Below are 17,572 nucleotides of genomic sequence, written 5' to 3' on the forward strand. Positions count from 1 at the left end.
GCCCTGTCAGCGCGGCGCATTCTACTCGAATCCGCCATCCGTGCAACCCTTTTTTTCGCTAACCTTTTGATTTACAAGAGGTTTTGCTTAAGGACTGCGCCGGAAGTGGTGCGCATTATAGGGGCCTGAGAATCAACGTCAACCGTTTATTTCAGTTTTATTCCATTCTTCATTCTGCTGCGCATACCGACGAGCGCGGCGCCCACGACCGGAATACGCGATACAAGCAACAAAGCGGCAATCCCCGCATAGAGGAACCAGCGCGCAGCATCCGCCCGCACCACCCAGAGCATATGCAGCAACGCCACGATCACAATGAGGTAGATCAGCCGGTGCAGGCTTTTCCAGCGCTTCCCGAGGCGGCGCATGCTCCACCGAGAGGACGTCATGGCTAGGATAGTCAGCCCGACAAACGCAAGGGCCCCAACGAAAATGTATGGTCGGTCGCGCAATTCCTCGCCTAAACGCCAGAACTCGCCTCCCAGCAGGAAGAATAGGTAACTCACCAGATGCAGCAGGGCATACGTAAAACACCAAAGTCCGAGCTGACGGCGCACGGCAAGCCAGCCCCCCCACCCCGTCAGCCGCTGCATGGGTCTCATAGAAAGCGTCACGAGCAACAGAACCAATGCGCCCTGCCCAAGATAGTCGACCAGAACCTTTCCGGGATCTGGACCCAACGCGAACTGCCAGGCCAGATACAGCCAGCTCAACGGGACGCTCGCAGCGCAAACGAATACGGCTAGTCGCCACCACGGATAACGCATCAGTAATCCCGGGCGAGATCCATTGAGCTATATAGCCCCGCCACCTGCTCAGCGTATCCGTTGAACAGCAACGTTTCACGGAGGTTAGGGCTGAACAGGCTTCCCGGAAGCCGACGCTCGCGTGCCTGCGACCAACGCGGATGGGACACCTGCGGATTGACGTTCGCATAGAAGCCGTATTCTTGAGGCGCCATCGACTGCCAGGTCGTGGCCGGCTGGTCACGCACGAAACTGATGCGCACGATTGACTTGATGCTCTTGAAGCCATACTTCCAGGGCACCACCAGCCGCAGGGGCGCTCCATTCTGATTGGGCAACACGCGTCCATACATGCCAACGGCTAACAACGTCAGCGGATGCATCGCTTCGTCCATTCTCAAGCCCTCCACATAGGGCCATTCGATCAATGCAAATCCGGAACGGGTGCCTCGCATTTCTTCGGGCCTGTAGGCCGTTTCGAAGCGAATGAACTTGGCTGAGGAGCGTGGCCGGAACTTGCGAATCAGGTCCGCCAGGGGAACCCCCAACCAGGGAATGACCATCGACCATGCCTCTACACAGCGCAGCCGATAGATCCGCTCCTCAAGCCGGCTTTCCGAGAAAAGGTCCTCCAGGGAGTAACGCCCGGGCTGGTCGACCTCACCGTCAATCAGCACGCTCCATGGTTCCACTTTCAAAGCCGAGGCATGACGCGCCGGATCCCCCTTATTGGGGCCGAACTCGTAGAAGTTGTTGTACTGAGAGGCGTCGACAAATGGTGTGATGGCTTCGCCTACCGGAGCCACCGCCTGCCAACGGGCGCTGGCCAGTTTGCCAGTGAACCATTCCGGCGCTGGCGCCCCGGCAACACCGGGATAACGCTCGGTGGCCCTGGCGAGAGCAGGCATTCCGGCGGCAACCCCCGGAAAGCATCGCCCCACCAAGAACCTGCCGGCGACTCAAGTAAGCCGCCTCCGTCGTTACCTCTGACTCCCGGCACTCGCCGGAAGCGGGAATCCTGATAAGCATGGGCTGCTCCGCGTATTGTCTCCGATGGAGCAATACGCGCAGCCGATTCGAAAATCAACCCTCGACACGCTTGCGACGGCGCGACTGGATCAGATACTGCACGGGGCCAGAAACCGCATAGGCGAGGAAAATCAACAGCAGGATGCGTGGCGGATCGCTGAATACGACAGCGAATACGAGCACGACCACCAGAATGGCGACGAAGGGAACGCGCCCTTTCAGGTCGAGATCCTTGAAGCTGTAGTACTTGATGTTGCTGACCATCAGCAGACCGGCGGCCGCGACCATCAATGCAAACAGCATGACCAGCACCAGCGGCAGGTCACCACCACTAATCCCCGCTTCATCAAGCGCCCAGACTGCCCACACCCAACCGGCAACCACACCCGCCGCAGCCGGGCTCGCCAGGCCGATGAACCAGCGTTTGTCCACCTTGCCGATCTGTGTATTGAAACGCGCCAGGCGCAGCGCCGCGCAAGCGACATAGATGAACGCGACGGTAAGACCGACGTTCCCCAGCTCCGACAGCGCCCATTCGTACGCGAGTACCGCGGGTGCCAGGCCGAAAGCCACCATATCCGACAACGAATCGTACTCGGCGCCGAACGCGCTCTGGGTATTGGTCAGGCGCGCCACGCGCCCATCCAGACTATCGAGGACCATGGCAACGAATACGGTAGCTGCAGCCACGTAGAAGTTGCCGTTGATAGCCGTGATGATCGAAAAGAATCCTGCAAAAAGGTTGGCCGTGGTGAACAGGTTCGGCAGGAGATAAATGCCACGATGGCGCACCTTGCGACCATCAGGCTCCTGGGTTTCCTCGACATGCTCATCGATCGGCAGAATGCTCTCTGGCTCGACTGGCTTGTTCGGCTCTTCGGGTTGTTCACTCATGCGCAATCACCTTCTACAACAGGTACGAATAGGTTTGACCAGATCGATAGACCTGCGGTTCAGCCTGGCCAAACCCACGATTTATACCAGAACCCTGGCAGCCGGAATGAAAAAACGCGGCCGTAGCCGCGTTTTCTTGAGCAGGAGAGCGATCAGTTCTTGCTCTTGTCGACGATCTTGTTGGCTGCGATCCAAGGCATCATCGCACGCAGCTTCTCGCCAACCACTTCGATGCCATGGGCCGCGTTGTTGCGGCGGTAGGCTGTCATGGATGGATAGTTTGCTGCGCCTTCGGTGATGAACATCTTGGCGTATTCGCCATCCTGAATACGCTTGAGGGCGTTGCGCATGGCGGCACGAGACTCGGCGTTGATCACTTCAGGGCCAGTCACGTATTCGCCGTATTCTGCGTTGTTGGAGATCGAATAGTTCATGTTGGCGATGCCGCCTTCGAACATGAGGTCAACGATCAGCTTCAGCTCGTGCAAGCACTCGAAGTAGGCCATTTCCGGCGCGTAGCCAGCTTCGACCAGAGTTTCGAAGCCGGCCTTGACCAGCTCGACGCAACCGCCACAGAGAACGGCCTGCTCGCCGAACAGGTCGGTTTCGGTCTCGTCCTTGAAGGTGGTTTCGATAATGCCGGTGCGACCACCGCCGACGCCGCAGGCGTAGGACAGGGCGACGTTGCGGGCATTGCCGGAAGCATCCTGATAGATCGCGATCAGATCAGGGATGCCGCCGCCCTTGACGAATTCGGAACGCACGGTGTGACCTGGCGCCTTCGGGGCGATCATGATCACGTCCAGGTCCGCGCGCGGCACGACCTGGTTGTAATGGATCGAGAAGCCGTGGGCGAAGGCCAGCGTTGCACCATTCTTCAGGTTCGGCTCGATTTCGTCCTTGTACAGGCGGCCCTGGAACTCGTCCGGGGTCAGGATCATCACCAGGTCGGCGGCGGCAACAGCGGCCGGCACGTCACTGACCTTCAGGCCATGAGCCTCGGCCTTGGCAATGGAAGACGAGCCCGGGCGCAGGCCGACGGTAACGTCGACGCCGGAGTCCTTCAGGTTGCACGCGTGCGCGTGGCCCTGGGAGCCGTAACCGATGATGGCGACCTTCTTGCCCTGAATGATGGAGAGGTCGCAGTCTTTATCGTAAGAAACCTTCATGAATTACCCCTGTTGCCGGCCTCGTGGGCCATCTATAAAACGTTGCTGACTGGCGAGACGACACGTCCGACAGCCCGTTAGATACTCAGCACCTTGTCACCACGGGAGATCCCGGTGACGCCACTGCGCACAACTTCCAGGATCGAAGCGGTGCCAACGGCCTGGATGAAACTGTCCAGTTTGTCACTGGTTCCAGCCAGCTGAATCGTATAGACGCTGGTGTTCACGTCGACGATCTGCCCGCGGAAGATGTCGGTGGTGCGCTTGACTTCGGCGCGCTGGGCGCCAGTCGCCTTGACCTTGATCAGCATCAGTTCACGCTCGATATGAGCGCTCTCCGACAGATCAACCAGCTTGACCACTTCCACCAGCTTGTTGAGGTTCTTGGTGATCTGCTCGATCACTTCCTCATGGCCCACAGTGGTCAACGTCAGACGCGACAGGGTCGGGTCTTCGGTCGGCGCCACAGTGAGGCTTTCGATGTTGTAGTTGCGTTGCGAAAACAGCCCGACCACACGAGACAGTGCACCCGGTTCGTTTTCCATCAGCAGGGAAATGATATGTCTCATGATCAGGTCCGCTCCGTCTTGCTCAGCCACATGTCACGCATCGCGCCATCCTTGATCTGCATCGGATAGACGTGTTCGGCGGTATCGACGGCGATATCCAGGAAGACCAGGCGATCCTTCATGGCGAACGCCTCTTCCATCATCGGCTTGAGATCCTTGAGGTCGGTGATGCGCATTCCGACGTGACCATAAGCCTCGGCGAGCTTGACGAAGTCTGGCAGCGACTCCATGTAGGAGTGCGAGTAGCGACTGTTGTACACCATGTCCTGCCACTGGCGGACCATGCCCAGCGCACCGTTGTTGAGGTTGATGATCTTCACCGGCAGGTCGTACTGCAGGCAGGTGGACAGCTCCTGGATGTTCATCTGGATGCTGCCCTCGCCCGTCACAACCGCGACATCGGCTTCGGGGAAGTTCAGCTTCACACCCATGGCCGCCGGCAGACCGAAGCCCATGGTGCCGAGGCCGCCCGAGTTTAGCCAGCGGTTGGGCTTGTCGAACCTGTAGTACTGGCAGGCGAACATCTGATGCTGACCGACATCCGAGGCTACATAGGCCTGGCCCTTGGTCACTTCGCAGAGCACCTCGATGGCGGCCTGTGGCTTGATGATCGAACCATCGCCCTCGTTGTAGGGGAACAGCCGGCCATTGCCGCGCCATTCGTCGATCTGTTTCCACCAGCTGGCGACCGTCTCGGCATTCGGCGCCTGACCAATTTCCTTGACGATGGCGACCATCTCGGTCAGCACACTGTCGACCGGACCGACGATCGGGATGTCGGCCTTGATGGTCTTGGAGATGGACGCCGGGTCGATGTCGATATGGATGATTTTGGCGTTCGGGCAGAACTTCGCAGCACCATTGATCACGCGGTCATCGAAGCGCGCACCGACCGCCAGGATCACATCGGAATGGTGCATGGCCAGGTTGGCGGTGTAGCTGCCGTGCATGCCGAGCATGCCGACGAACTGGCGGTCACTGCCCGGATAGCACCCCAGGCCCATCAGGGTGTTGGTCACCGGCAGGTTGAGCATTTTCGCCAGCTCGGTCAGTTGCGCCGAGGCATTGCCCAGGACCACGCCGCCACCGGCGTAGATAATGGGCCGCTTGGCTCCCAGCAGCAGCTCAGCCGCCTTGCGAATCTGGCCCGAATGCCCGCGCACGGCCGGGCTGTACGAACGCAGCTTGGCCTTCTTCGGATAGACGTATTCGAACTTTTCGGCCGGGTTGGTCATATCCTTCGGAATATCGATGACAACCGGCCCGGGACGCCCGGATTCGGCAAGATAGAACGCCTTCTTCATCACCTCGGGGATTTCCGAAGGATGCTTGATCATGAAGCTGTGCTTCACGATGGGCCGGGAGATGCCGATCATGTCGGTTTCCTGGAAGGCATCGGTGCCGACCATGGTGCTGGGCACCTGACCGGAGATGACCACCATCGGGATCGAGTCCATGAAGGCAGTGGCGATACCGGTGATGGCATTGGTTGCCCCGGGACCGGAGGTCACCAGCACCACGCCAGCCTTACCGGTCGCGCGCGCATAGCCATCGGCCATGTGGGTGGCGGCCTGCTCGTGACGAACCAGAATATGCTCGATGGACTTTTCCTTGAAAAGCGCATCATAGATATGCAGAACGGCACCGCCCGGGTACCCGTAGATGTACTTCACGCCTTCGTCACGCAGGAAGCGGACGACCATTTCAGCGCCGGATAAGAGTTCCACGTTGTTCACCTCTGAAACGCCAGATAGCGATTCCAAGTCGGAGCCGCCAGAAATAGGTTTACTGCCAGCAGGGCATGAGCGACGGTGGTCGCCGACTACGTCAGCCACTGACTGAGCCAGTATTGGAAGAGACCCTGGTGTCGCGGGCTCTCCACCCAGCGCGAGGTAACGCGTTGCGGGTGATGCAGGTCGGCGCGGGTAGCACCTCATGTCTGTCTAGACTGAGCCGGTATCGCTTGCGGCAAGGCGACTCAGGACAGCAAGCCTCGAATTGTTCGGATTCAGCACCAGCAAGTCAAGCTTGCCGTTGTATTTGAGCAATCCTGAGCTGTGACAGGGTGCAGAAGCAGTGCTTCGGCTTTTGGGTATAGTGGCCGCCAGCATCCCACTCCAGCGAAGGTAACAGCATGCGATTCAGGTTTCTTGCGGGCGCCCTGCTACTGGCGCTGTGCGGCGATGTCACAGCCGCACAGGTGTTCAAGTGGGTGGATGCCCAAGGGGTCACGCACTTTGGCGCACAACCGCCAATGGGCCAACAGGCGGAAACCGTCGATACGGTGACCGCGCCAGCGAAAGCCCTCGCCTCGCCAGCGCCCGCCCCGCAGGGTGAAAGCGGGACGGGAGCCGATCAGCAGACCATCGATCGCCAGGTGAAGCAGCAGGTCGCTGCGCAGGAGGCCGAACGCAAGCGCTACTGCGAAACGATGCGCACCAACCTGGCCCAACTGCAGAACAACCCACGCGTACGAGTCGAAGAGAAAGGGGTAACACGGCGCATCAGCGAGGAAGAACGCCAGGCTCGGATTGGCGAAACACGCGAGAAAATCGCCGAAAACTGCGATTGATTCGACATTAGACACCGCATCCGGCAGCAACCGGGTGCGCTAGCAGGTCTCGATCAAGTCATCGAAACGACGCAAGGCCGCCAGCAGGCCTGCCATCTGGGTTTCGCGATAGACAACCTCTGCCATGGCGCAGATTCCGGAAGCCGCCGGCAACGGCCGATCAGCTTCCACGATGGTTTTCATTCGCGGCAGGAAAATCCACTGAAGCCATTGCTCGAACCGAAGCGTATCCACGCAGAACGGCTCGACACTGGCCAGCGCCTCCGGCGTCGGCAACTCGTCATCCCACAAGCCCGACATCCTCAGCTCACGCTCGATCAAGAGCAACTGCTGCGCGACCGCGGGCAGACGCGGATCCATCACAGGCTGACCTTGGCACGCTCACGGGCCTGCGCGGCACCTGCGCTATCACCCTGCCGCTCACGTGCCTGGGCAATCAGCTCCCAGAGACTCGCCTGCAGAGCAGGGCGACCACTGGCATAACTCAGCGCACGCCGCGACAACTGCTCAGCCTGGGTTGCATCCCCCTGAGCCAACCGGACCTGGGCCAGACGATAAAGCACCTGCGGCTCGCGAGGAGCAATACGCTGTGCGCGCTCGAGGCTGGAAGCAGCGCCGTTCAAGTCGCCACCACCCTGCTGCTGTTGCGCGGTGGTCAGCAAGGCAAGCACAGGGCCGTCAAGCTGCTCGTCGGCGGCCAGGCCGCTGCCAGAGGAGGGAATACCGCTGGGCATGCTCGGCTGAGGCGCGCCGGCAGGCGCGGAGATCGATGGCGCAGGCTGCCAGGTGGGCTGTTCCCCGCCTGGAGTGCTGGTCGCCCCTGAAAACGGCACGTCCGGCGCGGCGAAGGTCTCAAGAGGCGCTGAGCGGGTCTGCGGCACCATGACCACCACCCCGGCGTCATCCTGCTGCTGCGGCGCTACCGCGGGTGCCGGAGCCCGATATCCCTGGCGCGCGGCGACCTCTTCAGATACGGGCGCCCCGGCATCGACGACAGGGATCGCCCGCCGATCCACGGAAGCACAGCCCTGCACCAGGACCATTGCCACTACAACAGTCAACCACTGCTTGTTCACCAATTCAGACCTCTTCACTTAGAAAGCACGAGATGCGCCAAAGGCCAAACGGCTACGGCAACCAGCCGCGCACCCAATCCATGACCGACTCGGCCGGCGCCTGGATACCACAGCCAGGGCCGGGAGCCGGTTCGCTGCCGCGAATATAGGGCATCTGCACGGCATCGGGGCAGCGCTGGTCTGTGCCCAGGCCACTTCGCGCATCCACCCAGGCATAGGTCACATTGTCAGGCACCGGCATCTGCAGCGGCAGAGGATCGGCCCGACGCATGAAGTCGGTCCATACTTGCAGCGCGCCCGTGGCGCCTGTCAACGATGTCTTGCCATTGTCATCCCGACCAAGCCAGACCACCGCCAGCACATCCTGGCTGAAACCCGCGAACCAACTGTCACGCGAGTCATTGGTGGTCCCGGTTTTGCCGGCGAGATCGATCGACTGCGGCAGACGATTATATGCAGAGCGCCCCGTCCCCTCGCGCATGACGCGCTGCATGGCGTACTGGGTAAGGTAGATGGCGCCCGGATCGAAGCGCTGCTGAATCTGGAACGGATAGCGCTTGAGCGGCTCGCCATCCGCAGTCAGCACACTGCGGATGCCTCGCAAAGGCGTGTTGAAGCCACCGTTGGCCAGGGTCTGATACATGCCGGCCACCTCGATCGGCCGCAACCCACCGGCCCCGAGCAGCATCGACGGATAAGCCGGCCACTGTGGCGACGCACCTAGCCGCTCAAGTGTCCGGAGCACGTTCGGCACTCCCAGGTCCAGCCCGAGTCGCGCCGTGGACAGGTTGTAGGAATGGGCGAGCGCCTGGTACAGGTAAACCGTACCGTGGGCCTGGCGACCATAGTTTTGCGGCTTCCAGACCTGGCCATCGGCGCCCTTGACCGAGAAGGGCTCGTCTTCCAGCAGGCTCGTCAGGGTGTACTGGCTGGGCTTTTCCAGCGCGGCCAGATAGATCGCAGGCTTGATCAGCGAACCAATCGGACGAGACGCATCGAGCGCCCGGTTGAATCCCGCATAACCTGGCTGGCGGCTGCCCAGCAGCGCCTGTATCTCGCCGGTTTCGGGGTTGGTCACGATCATGGCGCCCTCGACACCCTCGGTGCTCTTGCCAAGCCGTTTGAGGGTTTCGCTCATCGCCTGCTCGGCCTTGAGCTGCAGAACCGGATCAAAGCTGGTGAACACACGCAGCCCCTCTTCAGTGAGGTCCTCCTCGCGATAGTCTTCACGCAGCTGGCGCTTGACCAGATCGAGGAACGCCGGATAGGAGCTGTCCGCCATGCTGCCGCGCTGGGTGACGCCCAGCGCGGCCTGCTTGGCCCGGGCCGCATCTTCGGCGCTGATGACCTGCTGCTCGGCCAGCAGGTCGAGGATCAGATTGCGCCGCTCCAGCGCCCGCTCCGGGTTGCGCCGCGGGTTGTAGTAGGTCGGCCCTTTCACCATACCGACCAGCAGTGCCACCTGAGGCAGCTTCAGCTCGGCCAGCGGCTGTCCGAAGAAATACTGGCTCGCCAGGCCGAACCCATGCACGGCGCGGCGCCCGTCCTGGCCGAGGAAAACTTCGTTCAGATAGGCCTCAAGGATTTCTTCCTTGTCGTAATGCAGCTCCAGCAATACCGCCATCATCGCCTCGGTCGCCTTGCGACTGAGACTACGTTCGCTGGTCAGGTAGAAGTTCTTCACCAACTGCTGGGTGAGGGTACTGCCACCCTGGCGCACCTGGCCGGCTGTCAGGTTGACCCATACGGCGCGCGCGATGGACCTGGGCGACACACCGAAGTGATTGAAGAACTCCCGATCCTCCACCGCGACCAGCGTTTCCACCAGATAGGGCGGCACCTGCTCCAGCTTGATCAGGATGCGGTCCTCGTTGTGCGCCGGATACAACCCGCCGATCAGCACCGGCTCCAGGCGAGCGACCGGCAGGGCGCTGCCGCTGCCGTTACTGAGGCCCGCGACGAAATCGCCGGAGAAGCGCACCCGCATCCGTTGTGATTGCTCGGCACCTTCATAGAACTGGAAGCCGCGGGTGTGCAGCTCGATGTCATTTCCGGCGACCGACGCGCCACCCGGACCGCTGACCGCCCGTTCACGGCGATAGCCCAGCGCGTCCAGTTCGGCCAGAAAATCATTCTTGTCCAGCTTCTGCCCGACGAACAGCTCCAGCGGCCGCGCATAGACTTTTGCCGGGATCGTCCAGCGCTTGCCGGAGAATTTCTCCTGCACAACGGCATCCAGATAGATAGCGAAACCGGCGAGGATCACCAGGCCGACGATGGACAGCTTGAGCGCCCAGCCCAACCAGGGGCGAGCGCCGGCAGAGCGGCGCCGGGGGCGTGTACGAGGGGAGCGAGGTTTAGTCATGGCGGCGCATTATACGCACTTTGCAGCCGGGGACAGACGGCCTCTCAGCGGTTTGCAGCGCAACGCTCAGCGGCCATAATGCCAGCGACTTTTCGACTGTGTGGACTGCTTCGCAGTGGACTCGCACGCCCCGTTCAAGAAATTCAACAAGGAATGACCGTGAGCCAAGCACTGATCGCCGCCCTGCAGAATCCTGCCCTGTACTCGCACCCCACCGCTGATTTTCGAGTCATCGAAACCCACATTTCCTGGGTGATTCTCACCGGCCAGTACGCCTACAAGATCAAGAAGCCGGTCGATTTCGGCTTCCTCAACTTCACCGATCTCGCCTCGCGCAAGCATTTCTGCGAAGAAGAGCTGCGACTCAACCAGCGCATGGCGCCGGAGCTCTACCTGCAAGTACTGCCCATCACCGGATCGCCGGACGCGCCCGAAATCAATGGCTCAGGCGAGCCCTTCGAATATGTATTGCAGATGCGCGAATTCCCCCAAACGCAACTGCTGGCTGACGTGCAGGCACGCGGCGAGCTGACGGATGCGCACATCGACGCATTGGCCGAGCAGATCGCCCGTTTTCACCTGCATACCCCGCAGGTTCCCGCAGGCCATGCATTGAACAGCGCCGAAGCCATCGTCGCGCCGATGCGACAGAACTTCGAACAGATCCGCCCACTGCTCAACGAGGCGGCAGACCTGCAGCAGCTCGATGCACTGGAAGACTGGAGCGAAACCAGCATCGCGCGCCTGCGGCCGCTGCTCGAACAACGCTGTCAGCAAGGCTTCGTTCGCGAATGCCACGGCGACCTGCATCTGGGCAACGCCACGCTGATCGATGGCAAGGTGGTACTGTTCGACTGTATCGAATTCAACGAGCCGTTCCGCCTGATCGACGTCGCCTCGGATGCCGCATTCCTGGCCATGGATCTCGAGGACCGCGGCCTGAAATGCCAGGCCCGGCGCTTCCTCAATGGCTGGCTGGAGCACACTGGCGACTACGCGGCTCTGGCCCTGCTCAACCTGTACAAAGCCTATCGCGCGCTGGTACGCGCCAAGGTCAGCCTGTTCCGCCTGTACCAGGAGCAAGATGCCGTGCAGCGCAAGGTCATCCTGCGCCAGTACCGCAGCTATGCCAATCTGGCCGAAAGTTACAGTGCGATTCCTTCGCGTTTCCTTGCCATCACCCATGGCGTGTCGGCGGTGGGCAAAAGCCATGTCGCGTTGCGCCTCGTAGAAGCATTGGGCGCGGTACGCCTGCGCTCGGATGTCGAACGCAAGCGCTTGCATGGCGAGCAGCCCGAAGCACAGCAAGGCCAGCTCGATGCCGGCATCTATAGCCAACAGGCCAGCGATGCGACCTATCAGCACCTGCACCGCCTCGCCACGAACGCTCTGCAGGCTGGTTTTTCCGTGGTGATCGACGCGGCATACCTGAAACGGCAGCAGCGTCAGGACGCCTGGCAGGCGGCGGAATCCACCGGCGTGCCGTTTCTGATCCTCGACTGCCAGGCGCCCGATGCGGTGATCGCCCAATGGCTGGCCCAGCGTCAGGCCGAGGGCCTCGATCCATCCGATGCGACCATGGAGGTCGTGCATGCCCAGCAAGCCAGCCGCGAAGCACTGAGCGACAGCGAACGGCTGCACAGCCGCCGCGTCGATACGCAGGATGCCAGCAGCCTCGACGAACTGGTCGCTCACATCCGCCAGCAGCTGCCCGGCCTGTAAGCACAAGGCACCGCCGCCGGCAGACCGTGGCGGTGCCTCTATACTTCGTCGGTAGGCCAAACATGGAAAACCGATATGTCTGCAAGCGAATCACGTACACCTGCGCCGGGCAGCGATAGCGTCCAGCTGTTTTCCAGCCGTTCCGATGACTATGCGCGCTATCGACCGACCTACCCCGACGCGCTCTTCGCCTGGCTCGCAGAACAGTGCGAGAGCACCGACACGGCGCTGGATCTCGCTGCAGGCAACGGCCAGGCCAGCTTTCCGCTGAGACGACACTTTCGTCGCGTCCTGGCGTGTGACGCCAGCGCCCAGCAGCTCGAAGCAGGAGGTAACTGGCCGAAGGTGCAATGCTTCGTAGCCGAAGCCGAGCGACTGCCGCTACGCAGCGGCCAGCTCGACCTGCTGGTGGTCGCGCAGGCCTTGCACTGGTTTGCCACGCCGGATTTTTTCGCAGAGGCACGACTCGCCCTGAAGCCACACGGGCTGTTCTGCGCATGGTGTTATAGCCTGCTGGAGGTCTCGACAGATGTGGATGCGATCATCCAGCAGCTTTACACAGATACCCTCGGCGGTTACTGGCCTGCCGGGCGCTCCAGCGTCGATGCCGGCTATCGGGACATCTGCCCGCCCTTTGCCCGCATCGACACCCCGGCGTTTGCGCTCGAGGCGCATTGGAGCCTGACGGAGCTGTTGGGCTATCTGCGCACCTGGTCGGCGGTGAAGAAATGGCAGCAGCGCCATCACCGCGACCCCGTCGCGATGCTTGAACCCCAATTGCTGTCGGCCTGGGGCCCGGCCGAACGACGGCGCCTTGTCGGCTGGCCTTTGCACTTCCTGACAGGCTTCCCAAACCGCTAGTACCGCAAGGACGCCGCCATGCACGACGAACTGCTTTCGCTTCGCAATCTAGGCAAGACTTCGGTCCAGTGGCTGCACGCATCGGGCATTCACACCGCTGCCGATCTTCGGCGCCTGGGCTCGGTCAGTTCCTATCGTGCGGTGAAGGCCCGCGGATTTGGCGCATCGAAGGTGCTGTTGTACGCGATAGAAGGCGCGCTGCGGGACATGCCCTGGCAACAACTGCCGTCGCCTTTGAAGGAAGAACTGAACCGGAACCTGAACGACGCGCACGACAACTAGAGCCAGCTCACAACCTCTGCTCGGCAGGATTTACTCGCTTCGCCAGCCCAGCCTATTGTGCGTCAACGCTTTCTGCCAATCGCCTGCCGCTCGTTCAAGGATTACCGATATGTATTTACTCGGGGAACAACCGGCGTATGCCGATCACCTGACCAGCCGGCTTCAAGCCATTCCCAGCCAGTTGCTGGAGGGCCTGCAGCCATCGGGCCCCAACCTCAAATTCAAACACAGCGACGACCTTTGTGCGGCACTGCCACCCCAGCAACTGTTCATCATCGAGAGCGGCCTGCTGCATGCGCGGGTAGACAGCAAGGCGCTGTTCTACCTTCAGGAAGGAGACCTGGTAGGCCTGCGCCAGCCGGGCGACCAGCCCGAGTGCCGCTACAGCAGCGACGAGCCCGTCAGTCTGGTGCCGTATTCACGTAGTGCGGTGTTCCAGCACATTTATGCCGATGCGCAGCGCCAGGAACTGTTCACCCAGTACCTGATCGGCCATACCGCCTTGCTTGGCGACGCCCTTGCCCGCCTGAAGCAACCGGACATTCGCCCGGCTACCGGCTTCAGGCATTTTGCCGCGCGAGAGGAACTGATCCGTCAGGGTGACGAAGCGGACAATGTGTTCATCATCATCGAAGGCCACGCCGAGGCCATCGTCGACGGGCAGAAGGTGGGGGACGTCCAGAAGGACGAGATTTTCGGCGCCATGGCGGTCTTTACCCGCGAGCGTCGTAGCGCAACGGTGATCGCCTGCGAGCCCTGCAGGGTCATGGTGATTCCCAAGGAGCAATTTCTCGGCCTGACGCAAAGCAATCCACGCATTGCCCATAGCCTGATCGAAAGCATGGCGCGCCGGATCGACCTGCTGAACAAGGAAGTCACCCAGCTGCGTATCGACGTTGCCGTGTAGAAAGAATCCAGCATTCGCAGCGCACGAGTATTTTCACGAAAGGCGGTTGACTCACGAATGAGAATTGTTATTATTATCGCAACTGGTCGCGAGATCAGCCGATAGCTGAGGGCTCAGGCAGTCGATCCTTCAGCTTATCTCCTCATCAGGCTAATCACGGTTTTGACCCGGCTCTGCCGGGTCTTTTTTTTCCCAAAAAAGCCACTGCCTACTGCTTGCGCCTACGCAGCTCCTCGCAATGATCCCGTCCCGACTGTGCTGCCGTGTACCAGACGAAGTCGGCTTGCGCGGCAGTTACCTTCTCCCCCGCCTCGGCCAGCATCAACACGCCGACCGGCATCGTCGCCAGATCATCCACATGCAGCGGAACCCCGAGATCACGCCGCACATGAAATGCGCCTGCCAATAGCATCGCCGGCTTCGGCGCGGCAAGCAGGCGCTCGGCCATCCGCCGGTCACGCTGCTGCTGCACGGCAAGCATCGCCGGCAGTTGCGAGGCGGGCAGCATCCCGCAATGGGAAGTTTCGATCTGAGCGAGCAGCGCGTCCCGCACCGGGGCAGCCGTAGAGGATCGTCCCTCAAGCGCGGGAGCAGATCGATAGACCGACATGACTTCGTCCGGGCCGAGGTTGGCGTGCAGTAGCGGATACTTCTGCGCGAGCGCATGGCTGACCAGCGGCCCGTACAGACTCCAGTCCCAGCCCTTCTGCCAGCCCAGCGCCTCAGGCAGAGCCGAGGGTCTGTGGCCATTACGCATTTCGGCACTTACCGAATCGACGCGCTGCTGCTGTTCAGGCTCGAGCATCTCCAGCAGCAGGCTGCCCTGTTCGCGCTGTCGACCCAGCGCCTGCAGCAGCCAGAGTTGCAAGGCGTGATGGTCCGGATTGTCATGCCGCTCCCCCACCAGCACACCATCATATGCCTGGAGCGCCCTGACCAGTTGCCCTGGCGTCAGGACATGTCCGCTGCGCAGGTCGACAATCACACCGAGGTCGGGATGTTCCCGGCCCTCAGGACTTTGCCAGGCCGGGAGCGGAGGCAGCGACTGGCATCCGCTCAGGAACGCCAATGCAAGCAGCAGAACGATGTGCATGAAGAACTCCTTCAACGGGCAATGATCAGCGGATGACCGCGCTCGGGGTGACGCTCGACCAGTACGTCCAGACCAAACACCGCGTGCAGCGGATCGGCCCGCAAGACCTCGGCCGGCGCGCCTGCAGCCTGTGGAATACCGTCCTTGAGCAGCAGCAGCCGATCACAGTAGCGGGCGGCCAGATTCAGATCATGCAGGATGACCAGCACGGCACACCCCTGCTCGGCGAAACGCCGGATGGCCAGCAAGATGCTGTGCTGATGGGCAGGATCGAGCATTGAAGTGGGCTCGTCGAGCAGCAAAACCTGGTCGCTTCCACCCGGCCACAACTGCGCCAGCACTCGAGCGAGATGGACCCGCTGGCGCTCGCCGCCGGAAAGACTCAGGTAGCTGCGCGAAGCAAGATGCGATGCGTCCGCAGCGGCGAGCGCAGCCCCGACGATACCGGCATCGGCCTCGCGGCCACTGCGGTGAGGCAGGCGCCCCATCGCCACCACATCCGCCACCCGAAAGGCGAAGCCGAGCGTCGAGCTTTGCGGCAGCACCGCCAGGCAGCGTGCCCGCTGCATGTCCGGCCAGTCACGAAGCGGCCTTCCATGCAGAGACACGTTGCCCGCGTAGCACTCCAGTTCGCCAGACAGCGCCCCGAGCAGGGTGCTCTTGCCCGCACCATTTGGTCCGAGCACGCCGAATACCTGGCCAGGGTGCAACTCGAGCGACACGCCCTGCAGTACCCTGCGGGTGCCACGGCACACCACCAGATCCGCGCCGATCAGCATCACACGCGCTCCCGCAGCAGCAGATAGAGGAAGAACGGCGCACCAAGCAACGCCGTGACGATGCCGATCGGCAGTTCGGCTGGCGCGATCAGCAGACGGGCCGCTACGTCGGCAAGCAACAGCAGGCTGGCACCGGCCAGAGCCGATGCCGGCAGCAGCAGACGATGATCCGGCCCCACCAGCAAGCGCATCAGATGCGGCACAACCAGTCCGACGAAGCCTATCAGGCCCGCGGCAGCCACCGCAGCCCCGACGCCCAGCGCCGTACAGATCACCAGCTCACGCTGGACGCGCTCGACATCGAAGCCCAGATGACGCGCCTCCGACTCACCAAGCAGCAGCGCGTTCAATGCGTTGGCCCGTTGTGGCAGCCAGAACGCCACAGCCCCGGTAATCAGCAACAGCGGCCAGAGCCGCGCATAGCTCGCGCCATTCAAGCTGCCAAGGTTCCAGAATGTCAGCGAGCGCAGCGTCGTGTCATCCGCCAGATAGCTGAACAGCCCGACCATGGCACCAGCCAGCGCGGTCAGCGCTATGCCCGCGAGCAACATAGTAGCGACGTGGGTGCGCCCGTCTCGCCGGCCCAGGCGATACACCGCAAGCGTCACTCCAAGCCCACCGACGAAGGCGAACGCGGACAGCACATAGGGCTCCCAGGCCACCGGAAGCTGCGGCAGCATAGTGCCGCCGACAATGGCCAGCGCCGCACCGAGTGCCGCGCCACTCGAGACGCCGACCAGTCCGGGGTCTGCCAGCGGATTACGGAACAGTCCCTGCATGGCAACCCCGCAGAGCGCCAGCACCGCCCCCACTGCACAGCCAAGCAGCGTGCGCGGCAGGCGGATCTGCGCCAGGATCAGCTCGGCCTGCTCCAGACCGTCTCGCTCGACGGGTACTCCGATTAGACGCAGCGCAGCCGCGAGACTATCCCCGAGGGCCAGATTCAGCGGCCCCGTCGCCAATGACAGCCAGATCGCCATCAGCAACAGCAGGCCGAGCATCGGAAAGAGAAGTCGCACGGAAACCAGAGAGCCCATCGGGAGCGACGCCAAGCGGTATGAGCGGCGAAGAATAAGAGGCCACCGCCAGCATCGCCAGTGCGCGGCGGATTATTCGGCTGCACCAGGACGAGCACTGCGGGATAATCGCGGTTCATGCCGGAGGGGCCAGATGATCCGATTGTGTGCGACATCCGACTTGCTCGAGGGCCAGAGCCGAGGCTTCACCCTGGGCGACCTGAAACTGTTGGCGGTCCGCAGGGACGGCCAGGCGTACCTCTACGAGAATCGCTGCCCGCACCGTGGCGTGCCGCTGGAATGGTTGCCCGACCGGTTTCTCGACGACAGCGGCAGCCTGCTTCAATGTGCGACACATGGCGCACTCTTCCTCATCGAGTCGGGCGAATGCGTGGCCGGGCCATGCGCCGGCCAGGCGTTGCGGCGGCTGGACGCGGTCGAGCAGGACGACAGCATCTGGTTGCAAACCGATCGCCTGCGCGGCAGTTGAAC

General features: G+C 62.0%; 17 protein-coding genes and 1 pseudogene. 6 read left to right on the top strand and 12 right to left on the bottom strand.

Translation table 11 applies throughout. The annotated features are described in order from the left end of the window. Window positions 1-146 precede the first annotated feature (146 nt). The 6 genes and pseudogenes from msrQ to B597_RS28595 form a co-directional block, all read right to left on the bottom strand. Window positions 147-767 (bottom strand): protein-methionine-sulfoxide reductase heme-binding subunit MsrQ, encoded by a 621-nt coding sequence (msrQ, locus tag B597_RS28575; protein WP_003293134.1) that lies wholly within the window; start codon window positions 765-767, stop codon window positions 147-149. Beyond that, window positions 767-1,775, bottom strand: a pseudogene (gene msrP / locus B597_RS0223090) (protein-methionine-sulfoxide reductase catalytic subunit MsrP). The gene msrQ and the pseudogene msrP overlap by 1 nt, the downstream one beginning before the upstream one ends. Window positions 1,776-1,829: 54 nt before the next feature. Then, complete coding sequence (gene pssA, locus B597_RS28580; RefSeq protein ID WP_003293138.1) at window positions 1,830-2,669, bottom strand: CDP-diacylglycerol--serine O-phosphatidyltransferase; 840 nt, start codon at window positions 2,667-2,669, stop codon at window positions 1,830-1,832. Between the two features lie 152 nt (window positions 2,670-2,821). Beyond that, window positions 2,822-3,838: a ketol-acid reductoisomerase gene (gene ilvC, locus B597_RS28585; RefSeq protein ID WP_003293140.1), complete on the bottom strand. Its 1,017-nt coding sequence runs from the start codon at window positions 3,836-3,838 to the stop codon at window positions 2,822-2,824. Between the two features lie 77 nt (window positions 3,839-3,915). After that, on the bottom strand, window positions 3,916-4,407 hold the full coding sequence (gene ilvN / locus B597_RS28590) for an acetolactate synthase small subunit (RefSeq protein WP_003293141.1): 492 nt from the start codon (window positions 4,405-4,407) through the stop codon (window positions 3,916-3,918). Between the two features lie 2 nt (window positions 4,408-4,409). Next, window positions 4,410-6,134, bottom strand: coding sequence for an acetolactate synthase 3 large subunit (locus B597_RS28595; protein WP_003293142.1), 1,725 nt, complete (start codon window positions 6,132-6,134; stop codon window positions 4,410-4,412). Between the two features lie 407 nt (window positions 6,135-6,541). On the opposite strand from B597_RS28595, the gene B597_RS28600 reads away from it, so the two are divergent. Continuing rightward, the gene (locus tag B597_RS28600; RefSeq protein WP_003293143.1) at window positions 6,542-6,979 is read left to right on the top strand and encodes a DUF4124 domain-containing protein; all 438 of its coding nucleotides are present in this window, start codon (window positions 6,542-6,544) and stop codon (window positions 6,977-6,979) included. A gap of 39 nt (window positions 6,980-7,018) precedes the next feature. On the opposite strand, the gene B597_RS28605 is transcribed toward B597_RS28600, so the two are convergent. The 3 genes from B597_RS28605 to mrcB all read right to left on the bottom strand — a co-directional run bounded on the left by B597_RS28605 (window position 7,019) and on the right by mrcB (window position 10,420). After that, complete coding sequence (locus B597_RS28605) at window positions 7,019-7,339, bottom strand: YqcC family protein (protein WP_003293144.1); 321 nt, start codon at window positions 7,337-7,339, stop codon at window positions 7,019-7,021. Beyond that, window positions 7,339-8,022 (bottom strand): tetratricopeptide repeat protein, encoded by a 684-nt coding sequence (locus B597_RS28610; RefSeq protein WP_003293147.1) that lies wholly within the window; start codon window positions 8,020-8,022, stop codon window positions 7,339-7,341. Before B597_RS28610 ends, B597_RS28605 begins: the two co-directional genes overlap by 1 nt. Window positions 8,023-8,107: 85 nt before the next feature. Then, window positions 8,108-10,420 carry a penicillin-binding protein 1B gene (mrcB, locus tag B597_RS28615; RefSeq protein ID WP_024161736.1) on the bottom strand — a complete coding sequence of 771 codons (2,313 nt, stop codon included), beginning with the start codon at window positions 10,418-10,420 and terminating at the stop codon, window positions 8,108-8,110. Between the two features lie 159 nt (window positions 10,421-10,579). On the opposite strand from mrcB, the gene B597_RS28620 reads away from it, so the two are divergent. From B597_RS28620 to B597_RS28635, 4 genes are all read left to right on the top strand, one after another. After that, window positions 10,580-12,142, top strand: coding sequence for a bifunctional aminoglycoside phosphotransferase/ATP-binding protein (locus B597_RS28620; protein WP_003293149.1), 1,563 nt, complete (start codon window positions 10,580-10,582; stop codon window positions 12,140-12,142). Window positions 12,143-12,217: 75 nt separating this feature from the next. Then, on the top strand, window positions 12,218-13,003 hold the full coding sequence (locus tag B597_RS28625; protein ID WP_003293151.1) for a class I SAM-dependent methyltransferase: 786 nt from the start codon (window positions 12,218-12,220) through the stop codon (window positions 13,001-13,003). A gap of 18 nt (window positions 13,004-13,021) precedes the next feature. Further along, window positions 13,022-13,285 carry a TfoX/Sxy family protein gene (locus B597_RS28630; protein ID WP_003293152.1) on the top strand — a complete coding sequence of 88 codons (264 nt, stop codon included), beginning with the start codon at window positions 13,022-13,024 and terminating at the stop codon, window positions 13,283-13,285. Window positions 13,286-13,394: 109 nt separating this feature from the next. Then, complete coding sequence (locus tag B597_RS28635; protein ID WP_003293154.1) at window positions 13,395-14,192, top strand: Crp/Fnr family transcriptional regulator; 798 nt, start codon at window positions 13,395-13,397, stop codon at window positions 14,190-14,192. Window positions 14,193-14,400: 208 nt separating this feature from the next. Here the strand turns inward: B597_RS28635 and B597_RS28640 are convergent, their stop codons facing one another. Genes B597_RS28640 through B597_RS28650 form a run of 3 tightly spaced genes read right to left on the bottom strand, consistent with a single transcriptional unit; the run spans window position 14,401 to window position 17,101 of the window. Further along, window positions 14,401-15,285, bottom strand: coding sequence for a ChaN family lipoprotein (locus B597_RS28640; protein ID WP_003293155.1), 885 nt, complete (start codon window positions 15,283-15,285; stop codon window positions 14,401-14,403). An 11-nt stretch (window positions 15,286-15,296) separates the two neighbouring features. Further along, window positions 15,297-16,067, bottom strand: coding sequence for a heme ABC transporter ATP-binding protein (locus B597_RS28645; RefSeq protein WP_419184899.1), 771 nt, complete (start codon window positions 16,065-16,067; stop codon window positions 15,297-15,299). After that, window positions 16,064-17,101, bottom strand: a complete 1,038-nt coding sequence (locus B597_RS28650; RefSeq protein WP_024161737.1) for a FecCD family ABC transporter permease — start codon at window positions 17,099-17,101, stop codon at window positions 16,064-16,066. The genes B597_RS28645 and B597_RS28650 overlap by 4 nt, the downstream gene beginning before the upstream one ends. Before the next feature lie 133 nt (window positions 17,102-17,234). Between B597_RS28650 and B597_RS28655 the strand changes: the two genes are divergently transcribed. Beyond that, complete coding sequence (locus B597_RS28655; protein WP_003293160.1) at window positions 17,235-17,570, top strand: Rieske (2Fe-2S) protein; 336 nt, start codon at window positions 17,235-17,237, stop codon at window positions 17,568-17,570. The last annotated feature ends 2 nt before the right edge of the window (window positions 17,571-17,572 follow it).

It is taken from the genome of Stutzerimonas stutzeri KOS6, assembly GCF_000307775.2.
Lineage (GTDB): Bacteria > Pseudomonadota > Gammaproteobacteria > Pseudomonadales > Pseudomonadaceae > Stutzerimonas > Stutzerimonas stutzeri_B.